The organism is Massilia oculi, from assembly GCF_003143515.1.
GTDB lineage: Bacteria > Pseudomonadota > Gammaproteobacteria > Burkholderiales > Burkholderiaceae_D > Telluria > Telluria oculi.
This window is the reverse complement of record NZ_CP029343.1, coordinates 1753569-1779309: the sequence shown is the minus strand read 5'-3', so window position 1 is coordinate 1779309 and position 25741 is coordinate 1753569. Positions and strand designations below refer to the sequence as shown.

15 protein-coding genes and 1 pseudogene are annotated in these 25741 nt (G+C 64.4%); 11 read left to right on the top strand and 5 right to left on the bottom strand.

Annotated features, from left to right (window positions below; genetic code table 11):
* Positions 1 to 192: 192 nt before the first annotated feature.
* On the bottom strand, positions 193 to 948 hold the full coding sequence (locus DIR46_RS08240) for a hypothetical protein (protein WP_162819480.1): 756 nt from the start codon (positions 946 to 948) through the stop codon (positions 193 to 195).
* Positions 945 to 1400, bottom strand: coding sequence for a rhodanese-like domain-containing protein (locus tag DIR46_RS08235; RefSeq protein WP_109347956.1), 456 nt, complete (start codon positions 1398 to 1400; stop codon positions 945 to 947). Before DIR46_RS08235 ends, DIR46_RS08240 begins: the two co-directional genes overlap by 4 nt.
* A gap of 317 nt (positions 1401 to 1717) precedes the next feature.
* Here DIR46_RS08235 and glnA point away from each other — a divergent pair, with 317 nt between their 5' ends.
* The 5 genes from glnA (at position 1718) to corA (ending at position 7534) form a co-directional block, all read left to right on the top strand.
* Positions 1718 to 3133, top strand: coding sequence for a type I glutamate--ammonia ligase (glnA, locus tag DIR46_RS08230; RefSeq protein WP_109344807.1), 1416 nt, complete (start codon positions 1718 to 1720; stop codon positions 3131 to 3133).
* A 161-nt stretch (positions 3134 to 3294) separates the two neighbouring features.
* The gene (locus DIR46_RS08225; protein ID WP_109344806.1) at positions 3295 to 3810 is read left to right on the top strand and encodes a DUF4124 domain-containing protein; all 516 of its coding nucleotides are present in this window, start codon (positions 3295 to 3297) and stop codon (positions 3808 to 3810) included.
* 11 nt (positions 3811 to 3821) lie between these two features.
* Positions 3822 to 4910 carry a nitrogen regulation protein NR(II) gene (glnL, locus tag DIR46_RS08220; RefSeq protein ID WP_109347955.1) on the top strand — a complete coding sequence of 363 codons (1089 nt, stop codon included), beginning with the start codon at positions 3822 to 3824 and terminating at the stop codon, positions 4908 to 4910.
* A 62-nt stretch (positions 4911 to 4972) separates the two neighbouring features.
* Positions 4973 to 6487: a nitrogen regulation protein NR(I) gene (gene ntrC / locus DIR46_RS08215; RefSeq protein WP_109344805.1), complete on the top strand. Its 1515-nt coding sequence runs from the start codon at positions 4973 to 4975 to the stop codon at positions 6485 to 6487.
* 78 nt (positions 6488 to 6565) lie between these two features.
* Entirely contained in the window at positions 6566 to 7534 is a 969-nt protein-coding gene (gene corA / locus DIR46_RS08210) for a magnesium/cobalt transporter CorA (RefSeq protein WP_109344804.1), read from the top strand.
* Here corA and DIR46_RS08205 read toward each other — a convergent pair whose 3' ends face one another.
* Together DIR46_RS08205 and DIR46_RS08200 are read right to left on the bottom strand one after the other, a co-directional pair.
* Positions 7535 to 8413, bottom strand: a complete 879-nt coding sequence (locus tag DIR46_RS08205) for an EamA family transporter (RefSeq protein ID WP_205289152.1) — start codon at positions 8411 to 8413, stop codon at positions 7535 to 7537. It abuts the gene before it with no gap.
* An 8-nt stretch (positions 8414 to 8421) separates the two neighbouring features.
* Positions 8422 to 10041, bottom strand: a complete 1620-nt coding sequence (locus DIR46_RS08200) for an NAD(P)/FAD-dependent oxidoreductase (RefSeq protein WP_109344802.1) — start codon at positions 10039 to 10041, stop codon at positions 8422 to 8424.
* A gap of 665 nt (positions 10042 to 10706) precedes the next feature.
* Here DIR46_RS08200 and DIR46_RS08195 point away from each other — a divergent pair.
* The 3 genes and pseudogenes from DIR46_RS08195 to DIR46_RS08185 all read left to right on the top strand — a co-directional run bounded on the left by DIR46_RS08195 (position 10707) and on the right by DIR46_RS08185 (position 18415).
* Complete coding sequence (locus DIR46_RS08195; RefSeq protein WP_109344801.1) at positions 10707 to 13769, top strand: TonB-dependent receptor; 3063 nt, start codon at positions 10707 to 10709, stop codon at positions 13767 to 13769.
* Positions 13770 to 13965: 196 nt separating this feature from the next.
* Positions 13966 to 14637, top strand: a pseudogene (locus DIR46_RS08190) (IS1595 family transposase); the annotation flags it as partial.
* A 901-nt stretch (positions 14638 to 15538) separates the two neighbouring features.
* On the top strand, positions 15539 to 18415 hold the full coding sequence (locus tag DIR46_RS08185; protein ID WP_109344800.1) for a TonB-dependent receptor: 2877 nt from the start codon (positions 15539 to 15541) through the stop codon (positions 18413 to 18415).
* Between the two features lie 86 nt (positions 18416 to 18501).
* Here DIR46_RS08185 and DIR46_RS08180 read toward each other — a convergent pair whose 3' ends face one another.
* Positions 18502 to 19176 (bottom strand): 16S rRNA (uracil(1498)-N(3))-methyltransferase, encoded by a 675-nt coding sequence (locus tag DIR46_RS08180; RefSeq protein ID WP_370659969.1) that lies wholly within the window; start codon positions 19174 to 19176, stop codon positions 18502 to 18504.
* Between the two features lie 183 nt (positions 19177 to 19359).
* Here DIR46_RS08180 and tkt point away from each other — a divergent pair, with 183 nt between their 5' ends.
* From tkt to DIR46_RS08165, 3 genes are all read left to right on the top strand, one after another.
* Positions 19360 to 21357, top strand: a complete 1998-nt coding sequence (tkt, locus tag DIR46_RS08175; RefSeq protein WP_109344798.1) for a transketolase — start codon at positions 19360 to 19362, stop codon at positions 21355 to 21357.
* An 88-nt stretch (positions 21358 to 21445) separates the two neighbouring features.
* Positions 21446 to 22459, top strand: a complete 1014-nt coding sequence (gene gap / locus DIR46_RS08170; protein WP_109344797.1) for a type I glyceraldehyde-3-phosphate dehydrogenase — start codon at positions 21446 to 21448, stop codon at positions 22457 to 22459.
* A gap of 478 nt (positions 22460 to 22937) precedes the next feature.
* A complete protein-coding gene (locus tag DIR46_RS08165) occupies positions 22938 to 25682 on the top strand; it encodes a TonB-dependent receptor (protein WP_229446543.1) in 2745 nt (914 codons plus the stop codon).
* The last annotated feature ends 59 nt before the right edge of the window (positions 25683 to 25741 follow it).

The following is a 25741-nucleotide window of genomic DNA, read 5'->3' as shown; positions in this document are numbered from 1 at the left end:
TTACTGTGGGGTCACGGGTTACTTTGGGGTCAGGTCTGACAATCGGACACGGGCTCTGCAGTCCTTAACCGAAGCGTGATTGTCTCGAGCCTTTCGAGCTGTAATGATCTGCTTAAGGCTGAGAACGTGTCCGAATGTCAGACCTGACCCCGGTTTTGCGGTTTCGGTTTTACGGGGCCGCCGGGGCCGACCCTACGCGTTGCGACGGCGCGGGACGCCGCGCTCGTACCACGCCGGCGCGCCGGGAACGAGTGCGGCGCGCACCTCGCGCCGGAGGGTGGTGGCGGGAATCGCGTCGGCCGCGAGCTGGCGCAGGCGGTGCACGTCGGCGTGCCGGCCGCGCGCCGCCAGCACGTCCAGGATGGCGTTCACGTCCTGCACATAGTTGTGGATCTCGGCCGGGATGCTGGGCGCACTGGTGAAACGCTTGCGGCGCTCGCGGAAGGCGTCCATCAGGTAGTCGGCATGCTGGCGGATGTTCTCTTCCGGGTTCGGCATCAGGCGTTCGGCCAGCGCGGCGTCGCCGGCGGCGATCACCTGCGGCAGCACGACCCGGATGCAGGAGGCGGCCAGCGCCGGCGCCACCTTTTCCAACTGCAGGAACAAGTCACGCGTGCGCGCCGGCTGGTCGCGCGCATGGTCGATCGAGACCACGTCGAGCAGGTGGTCGCGGTTGCCCTGGCCGGCCAGCAGCAGGGCGGTACCGCGTTCGCGCACCGCCTCGAGCGCCGCGTCCGCCGGCGGATGGGCTTCGGCCAGCACGGCCCAGTCGGCGAGCGCATACGAACGGCGCACACCGGCCAGCGACGGATCCTCTTCCAGCGCATGCTCGTGGAACCAGGTCAGCTCTTGCAGCGCTGCGTCGTACTGCCCCTGGTCGGCCAGTTCGCGCGCCGCCACCAGGCGTTCCATGGGATTGCTTGCCCCTTCTGCCACCTGCGCGCTCATGCACCCACCCACGGCAATCCCGCCTTGCACCAGCCGCCGACGGTCTTGCGATGGCCTTCGCCATCCTTGTCGCCCTCGAAGCCCTCGAGGATGTCGAAGGCATTCGCATAACCGAGTTCGGTCGCCACGCGGGCGCTGTGGCGCGAGCGCACGCCCGAGCGGCACAGGAACAGCAGGATTTCATCCGGGCTGGCGACTTTTTCGAGCTGGGCGCCGAAGTCCGGGTTCGGCACGCCGCCCGGATAGGTGGCCCACTGCACCGCGGCATGCTGGGCGTCGGGGATGGCGACCCGGCCCACCCAGTCGCGTTCGGCATTGGTGCGCACATCCACCAGCTTGACCTTCGGGCTGCTCTTGAGCAGCTCGAACGCCTCCTGCGGCGTCACCGCACCGGCATAGGGCTGGCCTGCGCCGCGCTGGCGCGCAGCCGCTAGAATATTTTCTGTCGTCATGATGTTCGTTCCGTTTTTGGGCATTCGCTGGTGCTGCACCACCGTGGATCAGTGTATCCTGCTCTGAAATGGTGCATCGTGATGCAAGTGCACTTGATTGGTGCATTCGAGCTGCGCTGACAATCTTTCGACAAGACTGTCGATCGACGCGATTTTATGGGTAAACTGGCCCGTCCCCCAAGAACGATTTGCGCATGCCCTCATGCGAACAAGTTGGCACGTGGCATATCACCAAGTTGGCATGCTTCGTGCTTCAACATGATGCAAGTTGTCGGTTCTCATGACCCGACTTCCTTTTTTCAATTAGGAGATTCCGAATGGCAAAGTCCGCCGCAGATGTAATGCAACTGGTCAAGGACAACGAAGTCAAATTCGTTGATTTACGCTTCGCCGATACCCGCGGCAAGGAACAGCACGTCACGGTCCCGGTGTCGCACTTCGACCTGGACAAATTCGAATCCGGCCACGCCTTCGACGGTTCGTCGATCGCCGGCTGGAAAGGTATTGAAGCCTCGGACATGCTCCTGATGCCGGACCCGAGCACCGCCAACCTCGACCCGTTCATGGAAGAGACCACGCTGTTCATGCAGTGCGACGTCATCGAACCGTCGGACGGCAAGGGCTACGACCGCGACCCGCGCTCGATCGCCAAGCGCGCCGAAGCCTACCTGAAATCGTCGGGCATCGGCGACACCGCCTACTTCGGCCCGGAACCTGAATTCTTCATTTTCGACTCGGTCCGCTGGAAGATCGACATGTCGGGCTGCTTCGTCAAGATCGACTCGGAAGAAGCGTCGTGGTCGACCGACAAGGAATTCGAAGGCGGCAACAGCGGCCACCGCCCGACCGTCAAGGGCGGCTACTTCCCGGTCCCGCCGGTCGATTCGTTCCAGGACATGCGCTCGGAAATGTCGCTGATCCTCGAATCGATGGGCATCCCGGTCGAGGTGCACCACCACGAAGTGGCCGGCGCCGGCCAGAATGAGCTGGGCACCAAGTTCTCGACCCTGGTCGAGCGCGCCGACTGGACCCAGAACCTGAAATACGTGATCTGGAACGTGGCCCACAGCTACGGCAAGACCGCGACCTTCATGCCGAAGCCGATCAACGGCGACAACGGCTCGGGCATGCACGTGCACCAGTCGATCTGGAAAGACGGCAAGAACCTGTTCGCAGGCGACGGCTATGCCGGCCTGTCGGAAACCGCGCTGTTCTACATCGGCGGCATCATCAAGCACGCCCGCGCGCTGAACGCGATCACCAACCCGGGCACCAACTCGTACAAGCGCCTGGTGCCGGGCTACGAAGCCCCGGTCAAGCTGGCCTACTCGGCCCGCAACCGTTCGGCCTCGATCCGCATCCCGCACGTGGCGAACCCGAAAGGCCGCCGCATCGAGACCCGCTTCCCTGATCCGCTGGCCAACGTCTACCTGTGCTTCGCCGCGCTGCTGATGGCGGGCCTGGACGGCATCCAGAACAAGATCCACCCGGGCGAAGCCGCGACCAAGGACCTGTACCACCTGCCGCCTGAAGAAGACAAGCTGATCCCGACCGTGTGCGCCTCGCTCGAAGAAGCGCTGGAAGCCCTGGACAAGGACCGCGAGTTCCTGACCCGCGGCGGCGTGTTCAGCGACAGCATGATCGATGCCTACATCGAGCTGAAGATGAACGAAGTGCAGCGCCTGCGCATGACCCCGCACCCAGCCGAATTCGACATGTACTACTCGTCGTAATCAGTTGGCAAGATGTTGTGCCTACGCATCGCCAAGCTCCACGGCGATGCCATGAAACGCGGGGAAAGCGATGGCTTTCCCCGCGTTTTTTGTTGCTTCGGGTATAGTCGGGCGCGACTACAATGCATCTTTTCGCCGATGCCAGCTACCGAGTGATAGGAATGACAAACATCGTTTTTCACGGCGCCGTGGCCATGTTCGCCCTGCTGTTGTGCGCCTCGGCCCAGGCCCAGATCTACCGCTGTATGGACGCCAACGGCCGCCCGCTGTACACCGACACCAAGGTCGGCAAGTGCCAGCTGATCGATACCGGCTACAGTTCGCCGCCGGCCGCCTCCGCGCCCATCCCGGCCCCGCGTTCGTCCGGCGGATCGGGTTCGGCAAGCGCGCCCGCCCCGGCCGCCGCCAGCACCCCGTCCAGCTTCCCGCGCGTGGACAATGTGGTGCAGCGCGCGCGCGACGACGAGCGGCGCGAGATCCTGGGCGACGAGCTGCGCATCGAGGAACGCAAGCTGGCCGACCTCAGGAAGGAATTCAATAACGGCGAGCCCGAGCGCCAGGGCAACGAACGCAACTACGCCAAGTACCAGGAGCGGGTGGCCTCGATGCGCGACGAGATCAGCCGTACCGAACGCAATATCGAGGCGCTGCGGCGCGAGATCGGCAATATCAGATGACCCTGCCACCGATGAACGAGACGCCCGCTTTCGACGCGGCCGATCCGGCGCGCTACGCCGGCCTCGACCTGCTGGCCTCGGCCGTGCTGCTGACCGGCGCCGACGGCGAAGTGCTGTATGCGAACGCCGCCGCCGAGAACCTGATGGAGCTGTCGCTCAAGTCGCTGCAGCGCCATCGCCTGCCCGAACTGTTCCAGAACGGCGCCGAGCTGGCCGCCCTGATCGGCCAGGCGCTGGCCCACCAGTACGCCGACCTGCGCCAGGACCTGACCCTGCAGCGCAACAACCGCGAGCCGCTGCACGTGAACAGCATCGTCAGCGCGCTGGGCGACGGCACCTTGCTGATCGAGCTGCGCGAGAACGTGCAGCAGCTGAAGCTCGACCGCGAGGAGCGCATCCTCGACCAGAGCCAGGCCAACAAGGAACTCATCCGCAACCTGGCGCACGAGATCAAGAACCCGCTGGGCGGCATCCGCGGCGCGGCCCAGTTGCTGGAACTCGAACTGCCGCCGCACCACCTGCTCGAGCTGCAGGAATACACGCAGGTGATCATCAAGGAAGCCGACCGCCTGCAGACCCTGGTCGACCGCCTGCTGGCGCCACACCGCAAACCCCACATCGTGGGCGACGTCAATATCCATGAAGTGTGCGAGCGGGTGCGCAGCCTGATCCTGGCCGAATTCCCGCAAGGGTTGACGATCAAGCGCGACTACGACGCCTCGATTCCGGAATTTCGCGGCGATTTCGAGCAGCTGATCCAGGTGGTGCTGAACATTGCCCACAACGCCGCCCAGGCCCTGTCCAGCCGCATGGCCCAGGGCGATGCCGAGATTGTCCTGCGCACCCGCGTGGCGCGCCAGGTCACCCTGGCCAAGGTCCGTTACGGGCTGGCATTAGACTTGCATATCATCGACAATGGACCGGGCATCGCGCCCGATATCCGCGACCGCATTTTCTATCCGCTCGTATCCGGGCGCGACGGCGGGAGCGGCCTCGGGCTGACGCTGGCGCAAACCTTCGTGCAGCAGCACCTGGGGGTGATCGAGTGCGAAAGCCGGCCTGGACTGACGGATTTCCGTATCCTGCTGCCCCTGCCATAAGCGCGGGCGGCAGGGCGCCGACCAGTCCTTTATTGAATCCATGTTGCGGGAAGCACGAATACATGAAACCAATCTGGATTGTCGACGACGACGCATCGATACGCTGGGTGCTCGAAAAAGCCCTGGCGCGCGAGAGCCTGGAGACCCGCAGCTTCGCCAACGCGCGCGAGGCCCTGACCGCCTTTGAAACCGATACCCCGCAGGTGCTGGTATCGGACATCCGCATGCCGGGCGAATCCGGCATCGACCTGCTGCAGGCCGTCAAGGCCCGCCATCCCGGCCTGCCGGTCATCATCATCACCGCCTTCTCGGACCTCGATTCGGCGGTCTCCTCGTTCCAGGGCGGCGCCTTCGACTACCTGGCCAAGCCCTTCGACATCGACAAGGCGGTGGCGCTGATCCGGCGCGCGCTGGAGGAAAGCCTGCGCGAAGCCAGCGTCGAGGCGCTGCCGGCCGAGACACCCGAGATCCTGGGCCATGCGCCGGCGATGCAGGAAGTCTTTCGCGCCATCGGCCGCCTGTCGCAATCGAATGTGACCGTGTTGATCACGGGCGAGTCGGGGACCGGCAAGGAGCTGGTGGCGCGCGCGCTGCACAAGCACAGCCCGCGCGCGGCGCAGCCCTTCATCGCCCTGAACACCGCCGCGATCCCGAAGGACTTGCTGGAATCCGAACTGTTCGGCCACGAGCGCGGCGCCTTCACCGGCGCCCAGGCCATGCGGCGCGGCCGCTTCGAGCAGGCCGAGGACGGCACCTTGTTCCTCGACGAGATCGGGGACATGCCATTTGACCTGCAGACGCGCCTCTTGCGCGTGCTGTCCGACGGCCACTTCTACCGCGTCGGCGGCCACCAGCCGGTGAAGGCCAATGTGCGCGTGATCGCCGCCACCCACCAGAACCTCGAGCAGCGCGTGCGCGACGGGCTGTTCCGCGAAGACTTGTATCACCGCCTGAACGTGATCCGCCTGCGCCTGCCAAGCTTGCGCGAGCGCAGCGACGACATCCCGATCCTCACGCGCCACTTCCTGGTGCAGAGCGCACACCAATTGGGCGTCGAACCGAAGCGCATGAGCGAGCAGGCGATGCGCTTCCTGTCCGGCCTCGAGTTGCCGGGCAATGTGCGCCAGCTGGAAAACCTGTGCAACTGGATCACCGTGATGGCGCCCGGCCAGACGGTCGAGATCAAGGACCTGCCGCGCGACCTGACCCAGGGCCAGGCCGGCGCACAGGCCAGTCCGGTGCCGCTGGCCGATGGCGTGGTGGGGGCGGGCGCAGGCGGACCGGCGCTGGGCGGCATCGGCGCGGGTGGGTATGTGATGCAGGTCGCGGCGCAGGCGCCGCAATCGCCCGACGGCTGGATCGACCTGCTCGAACTGCAGGCCGCCGGGATGCTCAGCGCGGGGCAGATGGACGTGATGGACATCCTTGGCCGCCAGTTCGAATCGGCCCTGATCAGGACGGCCCTCAAGCATACGCACGGACGCAAGAACGACGCGGCGATGCGGCTCGGGATCGGGCGCAACACCATCACGCGCAAGATCGTGGAACTGGGGATCGACGGCGCGCGCGAAGAATAGCGTCGCAGTGAAGTCTGATGGTGAAAAGTGCGGCGGGTGGTGTAAGCTCCTGCATCGCCCGCTCTACCTTTTCACCCCATGCTGATCAACTGCGTCGCCTACCAGGAAGGCAAGAAACTCTCCGATATCCCGGTCGAGGATATCAGCGAATACCTGAAACAGGACGACACCTTCGTCTGGGTCGCCCTGCGCGACCCGGCCCCCGCCGACATCTCCGTGATGCAGGAAGAATTCGGCCTGCACGAACTGGCGGTGGAAGACGCGCTGCGCGGCCACCAGCGGCCCAAGCTCGAGGAGTACGGCGACTCGCTGTTCGTCGTGGTCCAGATCGTGGAGCTGGCCGGGGACGAACTGAACGTCGGCCAGCTGGCCGTGTTCGCCGGCGAGAACTACGTGCTGTCGGTGCGGCGCGACGCCAACCAGGGTTTCCTGGGCGTGCGCGCGCGCGCCGAGCGCGAGCCGCATCAACTCAAAAAGGGCGCCGGCTTCGTGCTGTACGCCCTGGTCGACGCCGTGGTGGACCGCTACTTCCCGGTGGTCGACATGCTCGAATCCGAGCTTGAATCGATCGAGGACCACATCTTCGGCATGCAGGGCAAGCAGCGCGCCAACGTCGAGCGCCTGTATGAACTCAAGCGCAAGGCGCAGCTACTCCGCCACGCCGTGGTGCCGCTGATGGACGCCGTCGGCCGCCTGTACGGCGGTCGGGTGCCGGGCGTGGTGCTCGAGACCCAGGATTACTTCCGCGACGTGCACGACCACCTGTACCGCATCGCCGGCCGCCTGGACGCGGTGCGCGACACGATCAACACCGCGATCCAGGTGACCCTGTCGATGGTGGCGATCGAGGAGAACGAAGTCAGCAAGAAGCTGGCCTCGTACGCCGCGATCTTCGCGGTGTTCACGGCGTTTGCCGGGGTGTGGGGCATGAACTTCGAGTTCATGCCGGAGCTGAAGTGGAAGTGGGGTTATCCGCTGGCGCTTCTCACCATGGTGGGCGTGTGCGCCTACCTGTACCGCCGGTTCAGGAAGGCCGGCTGGTTGTGATCAGCGCCGGCCGGCGGTCGCCGCGGCGCCGGCGCAGGCCAGCGTCACCAGGGCGATCGCCAGCCATTGCAAGGTCGTGAGCCGTTCGCCCAGCAGCAGGAAGCCCGCCAGCGCCGCCACCGCGGGACCGGCGCTGACCAGGATCCCGAACACGCGCCGCGGCAGACGCTTGAGGGCCTTCATCTCGAGCGTGTAGGGCAGGGCCGACGACAGCAGCGCCACCGCCAGGCCGCCGCCCAGCACCGCGGGCGAGAGCAGGTCGCCGCCGGCATGGGTCACGCCGAACGGCACCACGAACACGCAGGCCGCCAGCAGTCCCCAGGACACGGCCTGGCCGCCGTCCAGGGTCGACACCCGCTTGCCGAACACGATGTACATCCCCCAGCAGAACGCCGCCGCCAGCGCATAGGCCACGCCGGCCGGGTCGAGCGCGGCCGCAGTCGTGGCGGATGCGTCAGGCACCGGCAGCAGCAACCACAATCCCGCGCCGGCGAGGATCACCCACAGGAAGTCGCGCGCATGGCGCGAGGACAGGATCACCACCGCCAGCGGCCCGGTGACTTCGATCGCGACCGCGATCCCGAGCGGGATGCGTTCGAACGCGCGGTAGATGAACAGGTTCATCGCCCCCAGCATCACGCCGTAGATGACGAGATTGGGCAGGTCGGCGCGGCGCAGCGGAAAGCGCCATGGCCGCACAATGGCCAGCAGGATCAGGGCCGACAGTCCGACCCGCAGCGCCACCACGCCGGCGCTGCCGACCGCCGGGAACAGGCCCTTGGCCCATGCGGCGCCGGCATTGACCGACACCAGCGAACCCAGGATGGCCAGCGCGGGCGCGGCGACGCCCTGGGCGCCGGTGGCGGCGTGGCCGCGCATCTGTCCACTCACCTGGCCGCCATCGCTGTGGCCACCGCCTCGGCCACGCGGATGCCGTCCACCGCGGCCGACATGATGCCGCCGGCGTAGCCGGCGCCTTCGCCGGCCGGGAACAGGCCGCGCGTGTTCAGGCTTTGCAGGTCGTCGTTATTGCGCTTGATGCGGATCGGCGACGAGGTGCGGGTCTCGACGCCGGTGAGCACCGCGTCTTCCTTGTAGTAGCCCTTGATCTGCTTGTCGAAGGCGACGAAGGCTTCGCGCATCGCCACGATCGCATAATCAGGCAGCGAGGTCGCCAGATCGGTCAGGTGGACGGCCGGACGGAACGAGGGGACCACCGAACCGAATTCGGTCGACGGCCTGCCTTTGACGAAGTCGCCCATCAGCTGGCCTGGCGCGTCGTAGGTGCCGCCGCCCAGCACGAAGGCGCGCGATTCGAGCTCGCGCTGGAAGTCGATCCCGGCCAGCGGGTGGCCGGGATAGTCGTCGGGCGTGATGCCGACCACGATCGCGCTGTTGGCGTTGCGCTCGGCGCGCGAATACTGGCTCATGCCGTTGGTGACGACGCGGCCTTCCTCGCTCGATGCGGCAACCACGGTGCCGCCCGGGCACATGCAGAAGCTGTAGACCGAGCGCCCATTGGATGCGTGGTGCACGATCTTGTAGTCGGCCGCGCCGAGCAGCTTGTTGCCGGCGTTGGGGCCGAAGCGGCAGACGTCGATCAGCGACTGCGGGTGCTCGACCCGGAAGCCGATCGAGAACGGCTTGGCTTCGATGTACACGCCGCGGTCGTACAGCATCTGGAAGGTGTCGCGCGCGCTGTGGCCGATCGCCATCGTCAGGTGGCGGGTAGGGATCTCTTCGCCGCTGGCGAGGCGCACGCCGACCACCTGGCGCACGCCGCCGCTTTCCTCGATCAGCACGTCGTCGACGCGCGTCTCGAAACGGATCTCGCCGCCGAGGCGGATGATCTCGGCCCGCATCTGCTCGACCATCTTGACCAGGCGGAAGGTGCCGATGTGCGGCTTGCTGACGTACATGATCTCTTCCGGTGCGCCGAAGCGCACGAACTCGGTCAGCACCTTGCGGCCGTGGTGCAGCGGATCCTTGATCTGGCTGTACAGCTTGCCGTCCGAGAAGGTGCCGGCGCCGCCTTCGCCGAACTGCACGTTCGACTCGGTATTGAGCTTGCGCTTGCGCCAGAAGCCGAAGGTGTCGACGGTGCGCTCGCGCACGATCTTGCCGCGCTCGAGGATGATCGGGTTCAGGCCCATCTGCGCCAGGACCAGCGCCACGAACAGGCCGCAGGGGCCGGTGCCGACCACGACCGGACGCGGGGTGCCAGGGGCCGGCTTGCCCACCTGAACGAACTTGTAGTCGACGTCGGGCGAGGGCATCACGTGCTGGTCGTTCTTGAGGCGCGCCAGCACCGCCGCCTCGTTGCGCACCTCGGCATCGATCGAATAGATCAGCACGATGGCGGCCTTTTTGCGCGCATCGTAGCTGCGCTTGTAGACGCTGAAGTCGACCAGGTCGGCGCCAGATACGCCCAGGCGGGCCAGGATGGCCTCGCGCAGGGCGGGTTCAGGGTGGTTCAGGGGGAGTTTGAGTTCGTTAATACGCAGCATGGAGGGGTGGTTGCTGGTGAGGCAACAAAAAGGAAGCGGACAAAGCGCTATTTTACTTGGCGTCACCGGGGCCGTGTGCGGAAAGCGCCTGGCGCCGGCCGGACTGGTTGCGCACTGCCTGTGACCCATTGATTTGCCAAGACTGTCGGTGATCTTTTCATGTAAGCGCTGGTTTTCTTCTCTATGCTTTATTCGTAGAACAAATATCCTTAAGCTCCAAACGGCAGTGCTCATGCAAGTGAAATTAGGGAAATGTGACATTTCACCAAATGTTATTTGCACAAGAAGTAAGCAAGCATCATGTAAATACGACACTTGTCTGGCAAAGCATGATTTTTGACAGAAAATTGCGTATAGCCTCATGTGTGGTGCATGGAAGTCCAAAATTGTGCAGTGCCGCACCAAACTGGACGAATTTTATTTGTGCGCCGCTGTGGCCCATGGGAGAGTGTTGTTTATATGCATACTGCCGAAGTGTTACATTGACACGAGAACTTGGCCCATGTTCTGATGAATCCAGACAACGAAACGGCGTCATCAGCTAAATGAATATGCCGTCAGCTGTCGCGGGGAGAGAAAAGTCATCTACGCGTGACTTGTACCCACAACTAAAAACCAGAACCGGCCACTTCATGAGAGCGGCCGACAAGAGGACAGGAAATCGCATGTTGAAAAAAACCGTATTGGTCCACGCACTGAGCATCGCCTTCGGCGGCGCCGCGCTGGGCCTGGCTGTGATGTCGCCGGCAATGGCGCAGTCGAATGCTTCCGGTAGCGTGTTCGGCACCGTCACCCCTGGCAGCAATGTCCAGATCCTGATCGAAAACCCGGACATCGGCATCCGCCGTACCCTGACCCCGGACGCGCAGGGCCGCTTCGTGGCCAGCTCGCTGCCGAGCGGCGTGTACCGCGTGACGCAGGTGCGCGACGGCGCCAATGTGGCGACGGTCGACGTCGAAACCGGCATCGGCCGCAACGGCGAGGCGATCTTCGCCGCTGCCCCGGCCGCTGGCGGCGGCGCCGTCGTGCAGGTGACCGGCCGCCGCGCCACCATCGACACCAGCAGCGCCGGCAGCAGCGCCACCTTCAACGCACGCGAACTGGCCTCGCTGCCGATCGGCCGCAACGTCGAATCGATCATCCAGCTGGCCCCGAACACCACCACGGCCGACACCCGCTTCGCCGGCGGCGCCTCGTTCGGCGGCGGCGCGGCCTCCGAGAACTCGTACTACATCAACGGCTTCCCTGTCACCAATCCGCTGACCGGCCTGGGCGCGGCCCAGCTGCCATTCGGCGCGATCGCCGAGGCGCAGGTGCTTACCGGCGGCTTCGGCGCCGAGTTCGGCCGCTCGATCGGCGGCGTGGTCAACATCGTCACCAAGAGCGGCACCAATACCTGGGAAGCGGGCGGCCTGGTGACCTGGGAACCGAAATCGCTGCGCGCGACGCCATACGACATCTACTATGGCCGCACCGGCACCCCGAACAACGCCGCGACCGACGGCACGCTGCGCCTGGCGCGCGCCGAAAACACCGTCGACCGCAAGGTGTACGGCGCCTACGTCGGCGGCCCGATCATCAAGGACAAGCTGTTCTTCTTCGCCGCGGCTGAAAAGCACGATACCGAAGAAGGCCTGGTCAATGGCTTCCGCGTCGCCACCAATAACGGCGCCGTCGGCTGGCGCGACCGCGACACCAAGGTCGAGCGCTACATGGCCAAGCTCGACTGGAATATCACCGACAACCACCGCATCGAATTCACCACGATGGGCGACACGCCCGAGGTGACCCGGGCCGACAGCGGCTTCGACTACGCGACCCGCACCCGCACCGGCGTCGTCTCCTCGACCCAGCGCCTGGTCAACGTCGACAACAACGGCGCCAAGCTCAACACCCTGCGCTATGTCGGCAACCTGACCGACGACCTGACCGTCACCGCGCTGTATGGCCGTGCGAAGTCGTCGCACGAGAACTACTTCACCGGCTACAACCCGGACCTGTTCCAGATCTCGTCGACGGTCGACGCGCGCGCGCCGGGCCTGAGCTATGCGAATCCGCAAAACATCAGCGGCAACATCCTGGCCCCGGGTTCGGAAGACATCGTCGACTCGGGTCGCTTCGACGTCGAATGGCGCCTCGGCCAGCACACGCTGCGCGGCGGCTTCGACCAGACCAAGGTCGAGTCGGTCGCGGCGGGCGACTTCCTTGCCGGCGGCGGCCGCTGGACCTATTACCGCGCGACCAATCCGACCGCGCCGATCGAAGGCCCGAGCGGCGTGCTGATCCCGTCGCCGGCCAGCACTGGCGGCGCGCTGGCCAGCCAGGGTTACTATGTGACCCGCGACCAGTTCTCGACCGTCACCAATTCGTTCGGCGAACAAAGCGCCTGGTACCTCGAGGACCGCTTCCAGGCGACCCCGAACCTGCTGCTGACCCTGGGCGTGCGCAGCGAGTCGTTCAAGAATCAGAACGACTCCAAGACCACTTTCCTGGAGATGAAGAACCAGATCCAGCCGCGCCTGGCCGCGGTGTGGGACGTCAACGGCGACGCCAGCCTGAAGGTGTACGGCACCCTGGGCCGCTACTCGGTCCCGATCCCGACCCACATCTCGGTGCGCGGCGCCGGCCGTTCGACCTTCACCAACCAGTATTTCACCTATACAGGCACCGACGCCAACGGCGCGCCGACCGGCCTGGTGCAGCTGAGCGAGCCGCTGTCGAACAACAACGAGTATGGCCAGGACAAGGTCGTCGAGACCCTGGCCGCGCGCGACATGGATCCGCAATACCAGGACGAGCTCACCCTCGGCTTCGAGAAGGCCTTCTCGCCGTCGCTGAACTTCGGCGCCAAGGGTATCTACCGCAAGATGCGCTCGACCATCGACGACTTCTGCGACGTGCGTCCGTTCGAGCGCTTCGCCGAGGCCAACGGCATCGCGATCACCAACCCGCTGTGGGGAAACACCTGCCAGACCTTCAACCCGGGTGAAGACAACGAGTTCCTGGTCGACTTCTCGGGCGACTCGTCGCGCCTGACCCCAGTGAACCTGACCGCGGCCGACCAGGGCTTCGACAAGCCGAAGCGTACCTACAAGTCGATCGAGACCTTCCTCGAGCATCCGTTCCGCAACGGCTGGTACGCCAAGGCCAGCTATACCTGGTCGAGCAACAAGGGCAATACCGAAGGCCAGGTGCGTTCGGACAACGGCCAGGCCGACGTCGCCGTCACCTCGTCGTGGGACTATCCGGAGCTGATGGAAGGCGCGTACGGCTACCTGCCGAACCACCGCAAGCACCAGCTCAAGGCATTCGGTTTCTATGAAGTCACCCCGGAAGTCGTCGTCGGCGCCAACGTGCTGATCGCATCGGGCCGTCCGCGCAGCTGCATCGGCAGCGCCGCCAATCCGGGCGACTCGCCGAACTACGCGAACCAGACCTTCTACTGCGGCGGCCTGACCCGTTCGCAGAACGTGCTGACCCCGCGCGGCACGGTGGGCAACCTGCCGTGGGAACACCGCTACGACCTGAACGTGGCCTACAAGCCCAACTTCGTCAAGGGCCTGCAGTTCCGCGTCGACGTGTTCAACGTGTTCAACAGCCAGGTCGTGCGCAACGTGACCGAGGCCTACAACAATGGCGCCAACGTCAGCGGCCTGTACCAGACCCCGCTGTCGCTGACCTCGCCACGTTATGCACGCTTCTCGCTGATGTACGATCGCAAGTTCTGATCCTGAGCGGCGGCCGCAAGGCCGTTGCCAATCAGCAGGCCGCTCCCCGGAGCGGCCTTTTTCATGCGCGCCGCCACGATGCGCACTCTCGGCATCCCCGATCTCTGTGGCGCTGTATTCGTGAGATGTGGATGAGCATTGAACTGCTGTGCTGACCCGCGGTCCAATCCCGGTCGTCGACCGGGAGGGCACAATGGGCAAGTGGCTCGATTATCTCGGCACGATGCTCGATTCCCGCACGGTCCGTGCTGCGGCCAAGCGCGTCGGCGTACATCCCAGCACCACGTTTCGCTGGCGCCATCGTTTTCTTGACCGGGTCAAGCACGACCGGCCCGGACGCCTGGCCGGCATCGTCGAGGCCGACGAGATGTTCCTGCTCGAGTCGCAAAAGGGTTCACGCAAGCTCGATCGCCCGCCGCGCAAGCGCGGCGGCAAGGCCGCCCTGCGCGGTATCTCGCATCACCTCGACTGCATCCTGGTGGCGCGCGACCGCAGCGGACACACCATCGACGCCGTCACCGGCCGCGGCGCCTTGAAGGTGGCCCAGCTGGTCAGGCACCTGCTGCCGAAACTCGATCCCCAGGCGCTGCTGGTCACCGACGCCAACACCGCCTATTCCGCCTTCGCACTTGCCCATGGCATTGCGCACCAGGCCGTCAACCTCGGTGCCGGGGAACGGGTCCGCGACGGCATCGAAGGCGCCATCCATGTTCACAACGTGAACGCATATCACCGGCGTTTCAAGGAGTGGCTGGTGCGCTTCCATGGCGTGGCCTCGCGCCGTCTCCCCAATTACCTGGGCTGGCATTGGGCACTCGATGGCGGGAGAGTCAATTCCGTCGAGCAATTGCTGCGTATTGGATTCGGGTCATCAACAGCTAATGGGTACAGCGCCATCTCTGTAGCCCTGCCTAGCGCTGGATTAACACGCCACGCGCTTGTTCTTGCACTTGCAAACCATCCGGCGCTGACGGAAGGCGCCTGCCGAACCGCATCGTGCGGCGCGGCGGCGTTGGCGACCCGCGTTCGGGCAGGCGGATGGCAAAGCTGTCGGCGACGCTGCCGCGCAAGGCGCCGATCTCGCTGTCCTGCTATCGCAAGTGCTGATCGAAGGGAGCGAAACCGCCGGCATTCTCCGGCGCCTGTCCGATGGCTCCACTTTGGCTGCCGGGGTATTTTCTTTGACGGAGGAAATTACTTTTATCCAAATGTTTTATATTTCGTCGAAATTAATCAGGTCATTCATTCCCGTCGTCTCTTTTGTACAACTGCCCGATGAGTCAGCTACATTTTTCATACATCTGCACGCCATGCATACAGCGCGCATAACAGTATTGGATGATCGGCTGTATATGCATATCAATTCAATTAGCTCACCATGGAATGAAACTGTCGTAAATACAATGACTTAGCCCTGTCGCAGGCCGGATTTTCCCGGATTTCTGGGGATAGTCGAAGCTGGGTCGCAGCGCAAGGGCGCGGTCAGGGCCGTGCGCCAGGCCATTCCGTTTCACGATTTAACAATCTGCATATTTCTTTTGCTTGTTGACGATTTTTGTTTCGATATGGTTTTATGGAATGAATCATAGATCGTTTGATTCACGGATCGGCGTCTAATGAGAGTGATCGTCCCGACGACATATCTGCATATGGAACTTGGTGAAAAGCGTCCTTATGCAGATGGCCATGTTTCAGGGATGCTTTTCGAGCACGGAGCCGGCCGCTGCGCTCGCATAAAACTATCTAAAAGAACAGCAAGGAGAAACACAATGTTGAAATTGAAGTCGATGCCGTGCGCCATTGCTTGCGTGATCGCCAGCGGCGCCCTGGCTGGCGCCGCCCCGGCGCTCGCCCAGGACCCGGCCGCCGCACCGCAACGCGTCGTCGTGACCGGTTCGCTGATCAGCCGCACCAATACCGAGACCCCGACGCCGATCCAGGTGCTGACCGCGGCCGACATCCAGAAGAGCGGCAAGACTTCGGTTGCCGAACTGCTGACCGACCTGGCGGCCAACGGCGCCGGCACCCTGGGCACCGGCTTCGCCGGCGCCTTCGCCAACGGCGCCTCGGGCATTTCGCTGCGCGGCCTGACCGTCGGCGCCACCCTGGTGCTGATCGACGGCCACCGCATGGCCCCGTATCCGCTGTCGGACGACGCCCAGCGCTCGTTCGTCGACGTGTCGGCGATCCCGTTCGACGCCATCGAAAGCATCGAGGTGCTCAAGAGCGGCGCCTCCTCGCTGTATGGCTCCGATGCTATCGCGGGCGTGATCAACATCAAGCTCAAGAAGAACCTGAACGGCACCCGCCTGTCGGCCGAAGTGGGCGACACCCAGCACGGCGGCGGCAAGACCAAGCGCGCCTCGGTCAGCACCGGCATCGGCGACCTCGGCGCCGACGGCTACAACGCCTTCATCACTGCCGAATACCGCAAGCAGGACCCGATCTATGTGGCCGACCGCGAGCAGTTCGGCTACGCGAACCGCGACTGGCGCGCACGCGGCGGCAACAACCTGACCCTGGGTGTGCCGACCAATATCAACAGCTTCCTGACGGCTTCCAGCAGCCCCTTCCTGTACAACCCGAGCAATCCCAACAATCCGGCCGGCGTGACCAATGTCAACAATCCGGCCAACTACGTGTTTTTGGATCCGAACTGTAACTTCACCAAATACCGCGCCGGCGGCTGCTCGGTGCGCGACACGAGTTCGTTCATCCAGCCGGAAACCGAGAACGTCAATCTGCTGGTCGGCATGACCAAAAAGCTGAGCGAAGACTGGGAAGTGCAGTTCAAGGGTTCGCTGTTCCGTCGCGAAAGCACCAACAACCGCGCCGCCACCCCGCAGGCCTTCAATCCGACCGTCTTCAACGGTACCACCACCCTGGTCAATGGAGTGCTGACCCCGCGCGTGGGCGCAGTGCCGAACACCACCTTCGCACCCGGCGCGCAAGTCGGCGCCAACGTCATCAACCCGTTCGGCCAGAACGCGCGCCTGTACGGCTTCATCCCGGACGTCGGCCCCAACCTGACCACCAATAACGAGTCGACCGCAACCCGCTTCTCGGCCGACCTGATCGGTACCGCCTACGGCTGGGACGTGAACGCCTCGATCGGCGCGACCAGGGTCAAGAATGACCTCAACTACAGCGGCTACGTCAACCGCAGCGCCCTGTACACCGCGCTGCGCAACGGCACCTTCAATGTGCTTGGTGGTAATTCGCCGGACGTGATGAACGTCATTTCGCCGAAGTTCAGCAACAAGATCGAATCGACCCTGAACTACGCCGATGTGGTCGCCTCGCGTGAACTGCTGTCGAACTTCGGCGCCGGTCCATTGGCGTTTGCCGCCGGCCTGCACTGGCACAAGCGCGAGCAGGACGCGCCGCCGTCGAGCCTGACGGCCAATGGTTCGGTCGCCAATACCTCGGCCTTCACCATCGGCGAAGAAACCAACAAGGCGGCCTTCGCCGAGTTGCAGGCAACCCCGATCAAGAACGTCGAAGTCGGCGTCGCCGGCCGCTACGACCACTACGACACCTACGGCCGCTCGTTCACGCCGTCGGCCAACTTCAAGTGGACGCCGAGCCAGCAGATCGGCCTGCGCGGCACCTTCGCGCGCGGCTTCCGCGCCCCGGCCCCGGCCGAGGTGGGCAATGCGGGTTCGTTCTTCACCTTCAATGCCATCAGCGATCCGATCCTCTGCGCCAACGGCAGCCAGACCACGGCCGGCAACGTGCCGTCGGCCTGCTCGTTCAGCCCGCCATACGTCCAGACCACCAATCCCGACCTGCAGCCCGAGAAGTCGAAGTCGTACACCTTCGGCGTCATCCTCGAGCCGATGCGCGGCCTGAACATGACCCTGGATTACTACAAGATCCAGATCAAGAACCTGATCGTGACCCAGGCCGGCAACGACCCGAGCTTCACCCCGACCTGGGTGCGCGGCCCGGCGGCGCCGATCGACATCGCTACCGGCGTGGGCACTGGCGTGGCGGTGGGCACGCCAGCCGCCGGCCCGATCCTGTACGGCCTGTCGCCGTACATCAATGCCGGCAGCACCGAGACCCACGGCATCGAGGCGGACATCCGCTACCGCTGGCGCCTGGGCGACATGGGCTCCATCACGGCCAACCTGAGCGCGGCCCATACCTTCGGTTACGAGACCGAAGTGGCAGGCGAGCGTTACCAGCTGGCCGGCACCCAGGGCCCATCGTCGGTCGGCGGCGCCACCGGCAACCCGAAAGACCGCGCCCAGTTCACCCTCGGCTATGCCCGCGGCCCGCTGGACGTGACCGCCACCGTGAACTACACGAGCGGCTTCTCGACCTTCGACCCGGCCCTGGGCGAGACCGATTGCGCTTCGACCGGCACCAACGTCGGCGGCCGTGCTTACTTCCAGGGCCTGGTCCAGCCTGCGTGGTACTGCGATGTGTCTTCGTTCACCTCGACCAACCTGAACGTGAGCTACAAGGTGACCGAGAACCTGACCATCCGCGGTTCGATCCTGAACCTGTTCGACAAGGAAGCGCCGTATGACGTCGCCACCTACGGCAACGCGGGCGTGCAGACTTCGTACAACGCCTCGCTGCACCAGCCTGGCGCGGTCGGTCGCTTCTTCAGCCTGGGCGCGAACTACACCTTCTAAGCTGTTTGACGTTCAGTAAAAAGCCCGCTGGCAGCGATGCCAGCGGGCTTTTTTCGTTCCACGCGGTGCCTTGTATATAAAGCGAGCTAAATCCCGCCCCAGGCCCCGGCCAGCACCGCCAGCGCGGCCAGCCCGGCGGTCTCGGTGCGCAGCACGCGCGGCCCCATCGACAGCGACAGGGCGCCGGCGGCGACGGCTGCGGCTTCTTCCTGCGGGGTGAGGCCGCCCTCGGGGCCGATCAGGAAGGTGACGGCCTGCGGCGCATTGGCGCGCGCCCAGCCGGCCAGCGACTCGGTCGCGCGCGGACTGAGCAGGATGCGCACACCCTCGGACGGCGTCGCCAGCCACGGTTGTACGTCGGCCAGCGGAAGGAGCCGCGCCAGCCGGTTGCGGCCGCACTGCTCGGAGGCGGCCACGATCACCCCCTGCCAATGGGCTTGCCGTTTCTCGGCCCGTTCGCCGGACAGGCGCACCACGCTGCGCTGCGCCGCCAGCGGCTGGATCGCCGTCACGCCCAGCTCGACCGCCTTTTCCACGATCCAGTCCATCTTCGAGCCTTCCGGCAGGCCCTGGGCCAGGGTCACGGGGTAGGGCGCCTCGGCGTCGGCGTCCTCGAAGGCGTCGACCGTCGCCGTGGCGCGGCGCTTGCCGGTTTCCAGCAGGGTGGCGCGGTACTGTCCGCCTTCGCCGTTGAACAGGGTGAGCGCCGCGCCCGGCTGCAGGCGCACCACGTGCAGGTGGTGGGCGACCGCTTCCGGCAGGTCGATGGTGAGGCCGGCGGCGAGCGGCTGGGGCAGTAAAAACGGGGCATTCGGTGGAGGCGCAGCGCGCTCTTGCGTTAAGGGAATAAACCTGCATTTTAAATCGGCAGCACCCCGGTCTGGTAGAATAACGGGCTACGGCCTCGCGGGCCATCGCTTTCCAATCCCTGATCCACGATCTCCATGAAATCTACGCAAACCACCACCCTGATGGCCAACGCGATCCGCGCGCTGGCGATGGACGCCGTCCAGAAAGCCAACTCGGGCCACCCGGGCATGCCGATGGGCATGGCCGAGATTGCCGTCGCGCTGTGGGACAAGCACTACCGCCACAATCCGGCCAATCCGGGCTGGAGTAACCGCGACCGCTTCCTGCTTTCGAACGGCCACGGCTCGATGCTGCACTATGCGCTGCTGCACCTGGCGGGCTACGACCTGACGATGGATGACCTGCGCGACTTCCGCCAGATGCACTCGAAGACCCCGGGCCACCCGGAAGTCGGCATCACCCCGGGCGTGGAGACCACCACCGGTCCGCTGGGCCAGGGTATCGCCAACTCGGTCGGCATGGCGCTGGCCGAATGGCTGCTGGGTAACGAATTCAACCGTCCAGGCTACGACGTGGTGGATCACTACACCTATGCCTTCCTGGGCGACGGCTGCCTGATGGAAGGCATCTCGCACGAAGTGGCGTCGCTGGCCGGCACCCTGCGCCTGAACAAGCTGATCTGGCTGTACGACGACAACGGCATCTCGATCGACGGCCGTGTGGAAGGCTGGTTCACGGATGACACCCAAGAACGGTTCAAAGCCTATGGCTGGAACGTGATCCCGAAGGTCGACGGCCACAGCGTCGCCGACATCGATGCGGCCATCGAGAAGGCCAAGCAATCGGATCGTCCGACCCTGATCTGCTGCAAGACCATCATCGGCAAGGGCGCCCCGAACCTGGAAGGCGGCGACAAGGTCCACGGCGCGCCGCTGGGCGACGCCGAGATCGCGGCCGTGCGCAAGCACCTGATCTGGGATCCGGTCCCGTTCGACATCCCGTCCGAACTGTATGAAGCGTGGGACGCCAGGGAGCGCGGCGCGCAGGCCGAGGGTGAATGGAACACCATGTTCGCGGCCTACCGCGGCGCCCATCCTGAGCTGGCCGCCGAATTCGAGCGCCGCATGAAGGGCGAGCTGCCGGGCAACTTCCAGCAGACGCTGGACGCGGCGATCGCCGCCTGCGTGGACAAGGCTGAGACCATCGCCACCCGCAAGGCCTCGCAGAACGCGATCCAGGCCCTGGCCCCGGTGCTGCCTGAATTCCTGGGCGGCTCGGCCGACCTGACCGGCTCGAATCTGACCAACTGGAAGGAATCGGTGCCTGTGCGTTCGGGCATCGCCGGCAACCACATCAACTACGGCGTGCGCGAATTCGGCATGTCGGCGATCCAGAACGGCGTGGCCCTGCACGGCGGCTTCATCCCGTTCGGCGCGACCTTCCTGACCTTCTCGGACTACAGCCGCAATGCCCTGCGCATGGCGTCGCTGATGAAGATCCGTTCGATCTCGGTGTTCACCCACGATTCGATCGGCCTGGGCGAAGACGGCCCGACCCACCAGTCGATCGAGCATGTCTCGTCGCTGCGCCTGATCCCGGGCCTGGACAACTGGCGTCCATGCGACACCGTCGAGTCGGCGGTGGCATGGGGCGCGGCGGTGCAGCGCAAGGATGGCCCGTCGACCCTGATCTTCTCGCGCCAGAACCTGCCGTTCATGGCGCGTGAAGCGGCGCAAGTGAGCGACATCGCCAAGGGCGGTTACGTGCTGCGCGACAGCGCCGACGCCAAAGTGATTCTCATCGCCACCGGTTCCGAAGTCGAGCTGGCAGTGAAAGCGTTCGACGCGCTGGCGGGTGAGGGCATCGCCGCGCGCGTGGTCTCGATGCCGTCGACCGACGTGTTCGACCGCCAGGAGGCGAGCTACAAGGCGAGTGTCCTTACCAAAGGCATTCCTCGTGTCGCCATCGAAGCCGGCGTGACCGCGTTCTGGTACAAGTACGTGGGCCTGGAAGGCGCCGTGGTCGGCATCGACACCTTCGGCGAATCGGCGCCGGCGCCGGTGCTGTTCAAGCACTTCGGCTTCACCGTCGAGAACGTCGTCGCGAAAGCGAAAGAAGTTATCGCAGCATAAGGTTTTGCTGCATGCGGGCCGTCCGGGCGGGCGGCCCGTTTTACTATGTTCGTTACGAAAAAAGTTTTTTTCTAATCAGGAGCACAGCATGACGATCAAAGTTGCAATCAATGGTTATGGCCGCATCGGCCGCAACGTCCTGCGCGCCTTCTATGAAGGCGGCAAGAAACAAGACATCCAGATCGTGGCGATCAACGACCTCGGCAACGCCGAATCGAACGCCCACCTGACCCGCTACGACACCGCCCACGGCAAGTTCCCGGGCACCGTCACGGTCGAAGGCGACAACATGATCGTCAACGGCGACAAGATACGCGTGTTCGCGCAGCGCAATCCAGCCGAGATCCCATGGGGCGAGCTGGGCGTGGACGTCGTCCTCGAGTGCACCGGCTTCTTCACCACCAAAGAGAAGGCCTCGGCCCACCTGAAGGGCGGCGCCAAGAAGGTCATCATCTCGGCCCCGGGCGGCAAGGACGTCGACGCGACCGTCGTGTTCGGCGTGAACCAGGACGTGCTGAAGTCGACCGACACCGTGATTTCGAACGCTTCGTGCACCACCAACTGCCTGGCCCCGCTGGTCAAGCCGCTGCATGACGCCATTGGCCTGGAAACCGGCCTGATGACCACCGTGCACGCCTACACCAACGACCAGGTGCTGACCGACGTGATGCACGAAGACCTGCGCCGCGCCCGTTCGGCCACTCAGTCGATGATCCCGACCAAGACCGGCGCCGCCGCCGCGGTCGGCCTGGTGCTGCCGGAACTGAACGGCAAGCTGGACGGCTTCGCGATCCGCGTGCCGACCATCAACGTGTCGATCGTCGACCTGTCGTTCATCGCCAAGCGCGACACCACGGTCGAAGAGATCAACGAGATCATGAAGAAGGCCGCGGCCGAAGGCCCGCTGAAGGATATCCTGACCTACAACACCGATCCGCTGGTCTCGGTCGACTTCAACCACAACCCGGCATCGTCGAACTTCGACGCCACGCTCACCAAGGTCTCGGGCCGCCTGGTGAAAGTGACCTCGTGGTACGACAACGAGTGGGGCTTCTCGAACCGCATGCTCGACACCACCGTCGCATTGATGAACGCCAAGTAATCCGTTCCACCTCCGAGCCCTGGACGCCGTACTGGCCTCCAGGGCTTTTTTACGTCGGTATGACGTGAAAATCCGTGGACAAGCCGGCTGATGCCGGTTTTTTGTTTCGTGGAAATAATGGCTTTCCATGCAATATGGACGCGCTTCTGCCGAACAAACATTATTTTGGTTGCGATTCCACAACGAAATGTTTCGTAAATGTCATACGTATTGCAAATAAAATGCTGCACTGCATCTATTCGTTTTGCCGCCAGATTGCGCGAAGTTGGTAGGAAATTGCGCGAAGTAAATACAAAAATCTCTCCAAAGGCATAGCAATGCAAAGTTACATTTCGATTAAATTGCGTTACATAAACTTAGCTCACTTGCATAATCAAGACGCGTCGTGGCGCCGGGCAGGGGAGACACATCCTGGGTGTTGCGAGCGCGTCTTATCACCGTAAATAGTAGAAAGATGCCAATGATGTTGAAAGAAAAGATGGGTGCCCGCGCAGTGCGGCTCGCCTTCGGCCTCGTAGCCGGCCTCGCAGTTACCCAAGCAGTTGCCCAGGACGCGCCGATCCAGCGCGTCGAAGTGACCGGTTCCGCGATCAAGCGGATCAACGTCGAAGGCGCGCTGCCGATCCAGACCCTGAGCCAGGAAGCGATCGCCAAGACCGGCGCCACGAGCGTTGCGGAACTGATCCAGACCCTGCCAGCGATGCAGGGCTTCACCATCGGCGCCATCGCCGCCGGCACCAACTCGGGCGGCCGCGTGTCGGCCTCGATCCACGACATCGGCGAATCCTATACCCTGGTGCTGCTGAACGGCCGCCGCCTGGCGCCGCAAGGTTCGGGCAGCTCGGTCAACCTGCAGGCGATCCCGATGAGCGCCGTCGAGCGCGTCGAGATCCTGACCGACGGCGCCTCGGCGCTGTACGGCTCGGACGCCATCGCCGGCGTCGTCAACTTCGTGTTGAAGAAGAACCAGCAGGGCGGCGACATCGAAGCCAACTACAGTCAGCCGACCGCCGGCAAGGACGGCGGTTCGCGCTACGTGGCGGCCACCTACGGTTTCGGCGATCTGGACACCGACGGCTGGAACGTGCTGGTCAGCTACCGCCGCGACGAGCAGGACCAGATCCTGTCGACCAAGCGCGACTTCGCCAACACCGCCTTCCGCACCTTCTCGCGCGACGGCACCAACTACGTCTACGACAACACCAGCACCGCCTCGGCGCCGGCCAACGTCACCGTGGCGTTCCGCAATCCGGCCGGCGTGCCCGCGCTGCCATCGGTCGGCTTCTCGCCCTACCTGCTGGCCAACGGTAATTGCCCGACCCTGAACGTGGTCAGCATCAACAACAACGGCACCACCGCCCGCAACTGCACCTTCGACTACATCCAGACCGTCGAGATGGTCCCGGAAAACAAGCGTGACAGCTTCTTCGTCAAGGGCACCAAGAAGCTCGGCGACAACTGGGAAGCGTTCACCGACATCGCCTACTCGCGCTTCGACCTGACCGCGCGCATCGCGCCGAACACCGCGCCGTTCTCGATCGCCGCCGGCTCGCCGCAGTTCAACCAGTACGTCGCGCCTTACCTGAACGCCACCCAACTCGGTCGCGTCAACACCGTCTCGGGCAACTACCGCGCCTATGACTGGGGCACCCGCGACAGCCAGACCATCACCGAATCGAAGCACGCGGTGGTCGGCGTCGACGGCGAAGTCGGCGGCTGGACCGTGAACAGCGCGCTGACCTGGTCGGAGAACTCGATCGACGAGCGCTACGTCGGCGGCTACATGAAGAACGCCGAATTCCGTTCGATGCTGGCCAACAACGCCTTCAACCCGTTCGCCCCGATCGGCGAGCAGAGCGATGCTACCCGCCAGCTGATCGCCAACTCGATCTTCCATGGTTCGATCCGTGAAGCGTCGACCACCCTGAAGGCCTTCGACGTGCGCGGTTCGCACGAACTGTTCGCGCTCCCGGGCGGCGTGTCGCAGCTCGCGATCGGCGCCGACTACCGCGAGTACAGCTACGAGCAGACGCCGTCGGCCGACGCCGTCAACGGCGTGATCTACAACTTCAACGCCCCGGCCGCGTACGACATGAAGCGCGACAACGTCGGCGCATTCGCCGAAGTGCTGGCGCCAGTCACCAAGGAGCTGGAACTGACCGCCGCCCTGCGCTACGACAGCATCTCGGCGATCGACGATTCGCTGCAGAAGCGCAAGTTCGGGGAAGACCAGTCGAAGACCACGTACAAGGTCTCGTTCCGCTACCAGCCGATGCAGCAGCTGCTGTTCCGCGGCTCGTACGGTACCGGTTTCAAGGCCCCGGCGATGACCGACATCGCGTCGCCGACCGTCAACGCCGGCTTCACCGCGTCGTCGTGGGGCTGCCCGATCCAGGATCCGACCCTGTGCCGCCCGGGCACCACCCAGTACAACGTGCTGTCGGCCGGTAACGAAAACCTGCGTCCGGAAACCTCGAAGCAGTTCACGGTCGGCATGCGTTTCGAACCGTCGTCGCGCTTCTCGGCAGGTCTGGACCTGTGGGACGTGAAGATCAAGGATGCGGTGAGCTCGGTCAGCGAGCAGCAGGCCTGGGCCGACCCGGCCACCTTCCGCGAACTGTTCAAGACCTATACCGAACCATCGACCGGCAACACCTACTGGGCCTTCCTGCGCTCGTCGGTGAACATCGGCCAGACCCACAATCGCGGTATCGACTGGGACATGACCACCCGCCAGCGCCTCGGCTTCGGCACCTGGACCACGACCCTGAACGGCACCTACATGCTGAAGTCGGACTATACCCGTCCGGGCACCAGCGACCAGTGGACCAACAGCATGAACTACTTCGGCATCAACAATGCCGTCACGTTCCGCCACATCGTCCGCCTGTCGACCTCGCTCGACACCGGCAAACTGTCGAACTCGCTGATCGTCAACTACCGCAACGGCTACACCGACGCGGCGGCGACCGTGCGTAACCTGGACACCGGCGTCAACGTGACCGGCTTCCGCCTCGAAGTGCCGTCGTTCACCACCTTCGACTGGCAAGGCCGCTATGCGTTCACCGATGCCTTCACGCTGCGCGCCGGCATGAAGAACATCTTCGATCGCAAGCCGCCACTGTCGCTGCGTGCATCGTCGGGCCACCAGGTCGGCTTCGACCCGCGCTACGCCGATCCACTGGGCCGTCAGCTGTACGTCACCGGCAACTACAAGTTCTAAGTTGCCAGGATTCCTGCCCACGGTGCGCCGTGGGCAGGACAAAAAAAAGCCGGGTTCCG

What these genes read in the sequence shown, in the direction of transcription:
- DIR46_RS08240 (WP_162819480.1), bottom strand. Translation starts at nt 948, where the DNA reads ATGAGCGCGCAGGTGGCAGAAGGGGCAAGCAATCCCATGGAACGCCTG.
- ntrC (WP_109344805.1), top strand. Translation starts at nt 4,973, where the DNA reads ATGAAACCAATCTGGATTGTCGACGACGACGCATCGATACGCTGGGTG.
- DIR46_RS08195 (WP_109344801.1), top strand. Translation starts at nt 10,707, where the DNA reads ATGTTGAAAAAAACCGTATTGGTCCACGCACTGAGCATCGCCTTCGGC.
- DIR46_RS08205 (WP_205289152.1), bottom strand. Translation starts at nt 8,413, where the DNA reads ATGCGCGGCCACGCCGCCACCGGCGCCCAGGGCGTCGCCGCGCCCGCG.
- gap (WP_109344797.1), top strand. Translation starts at nt 21,446, where the DNA reads ATGACGATCAAAGTTGCAATCAATGGTTATGGCCGCATCGGCCGCAAC.
- glnL (WP_109347955.1), top strand. Translation starts at nt 3,822, where the DNA reads ATGAACGAGACGCCCGCTTTCGACGCGGCCGATCCGGCGCGCTACGCC.
- DIR46_RS08165 (WP_229446543.1), top strand. Translation starts at nt 22,938, where the DNA reads ATGGGTGCCCGCGCAGTGCGGCTCGCCTTCGGCCTCGTAGCCGGCCTC.
- tkt (WP_109344798.1), top strand. Translation starts at nt 19,360, where the DNA reads ATGAAATCTACGCAAACCACCACCCTGATGGCCAACGCGATCCGCGCG.
- glnA (WP_109344807.1), top strand. Translation starts at nt 1,718, where the DNA reads ATGGCAAAGTCCGCCGCAGATGTAATGCAACTGGTCAAGGACAACGAA.
- DIR46_RS08225 (WP_109344806.1), top strand. Translation starts at nt 3,295, where the DNA reads ATGACAAACATCGTTTTTCACGGCGCCGTGGCCATGTTCGCCCTGCTG.
- DIR46_RS08200 (WP_109344802.1), bottom strand. Translation starts at nt 10,041, where the DNA reads ATGCTGCGTATTAACGAACTCAAACTCCCCCTGAACCACCCTGAACCC.
- corA (WP_109344804.1), top strand. Translation starts at nt 6,566, where the DNA reads ATGCTGATCAACTGCGTCGCCTACCAGGAAGGCAAGAAACTCTCCGAT.
- DIR46_RS08185 (WP_109344800.1), top strand. Translation starts at nt 15,539, where the DNA reads ATGTTGAAATTGAAGTCGATGCCGTGCGCCATTGCTTGCGTGATCGCC.
- DIR46_RS08235 (WP_109347956.1), bottom strand. Translation starts at nt 1,400, where the DNA reads ATGACGACAGAAAATATTCTAGCGGCTGCGCGCCAGCGCGGCGCAGGC.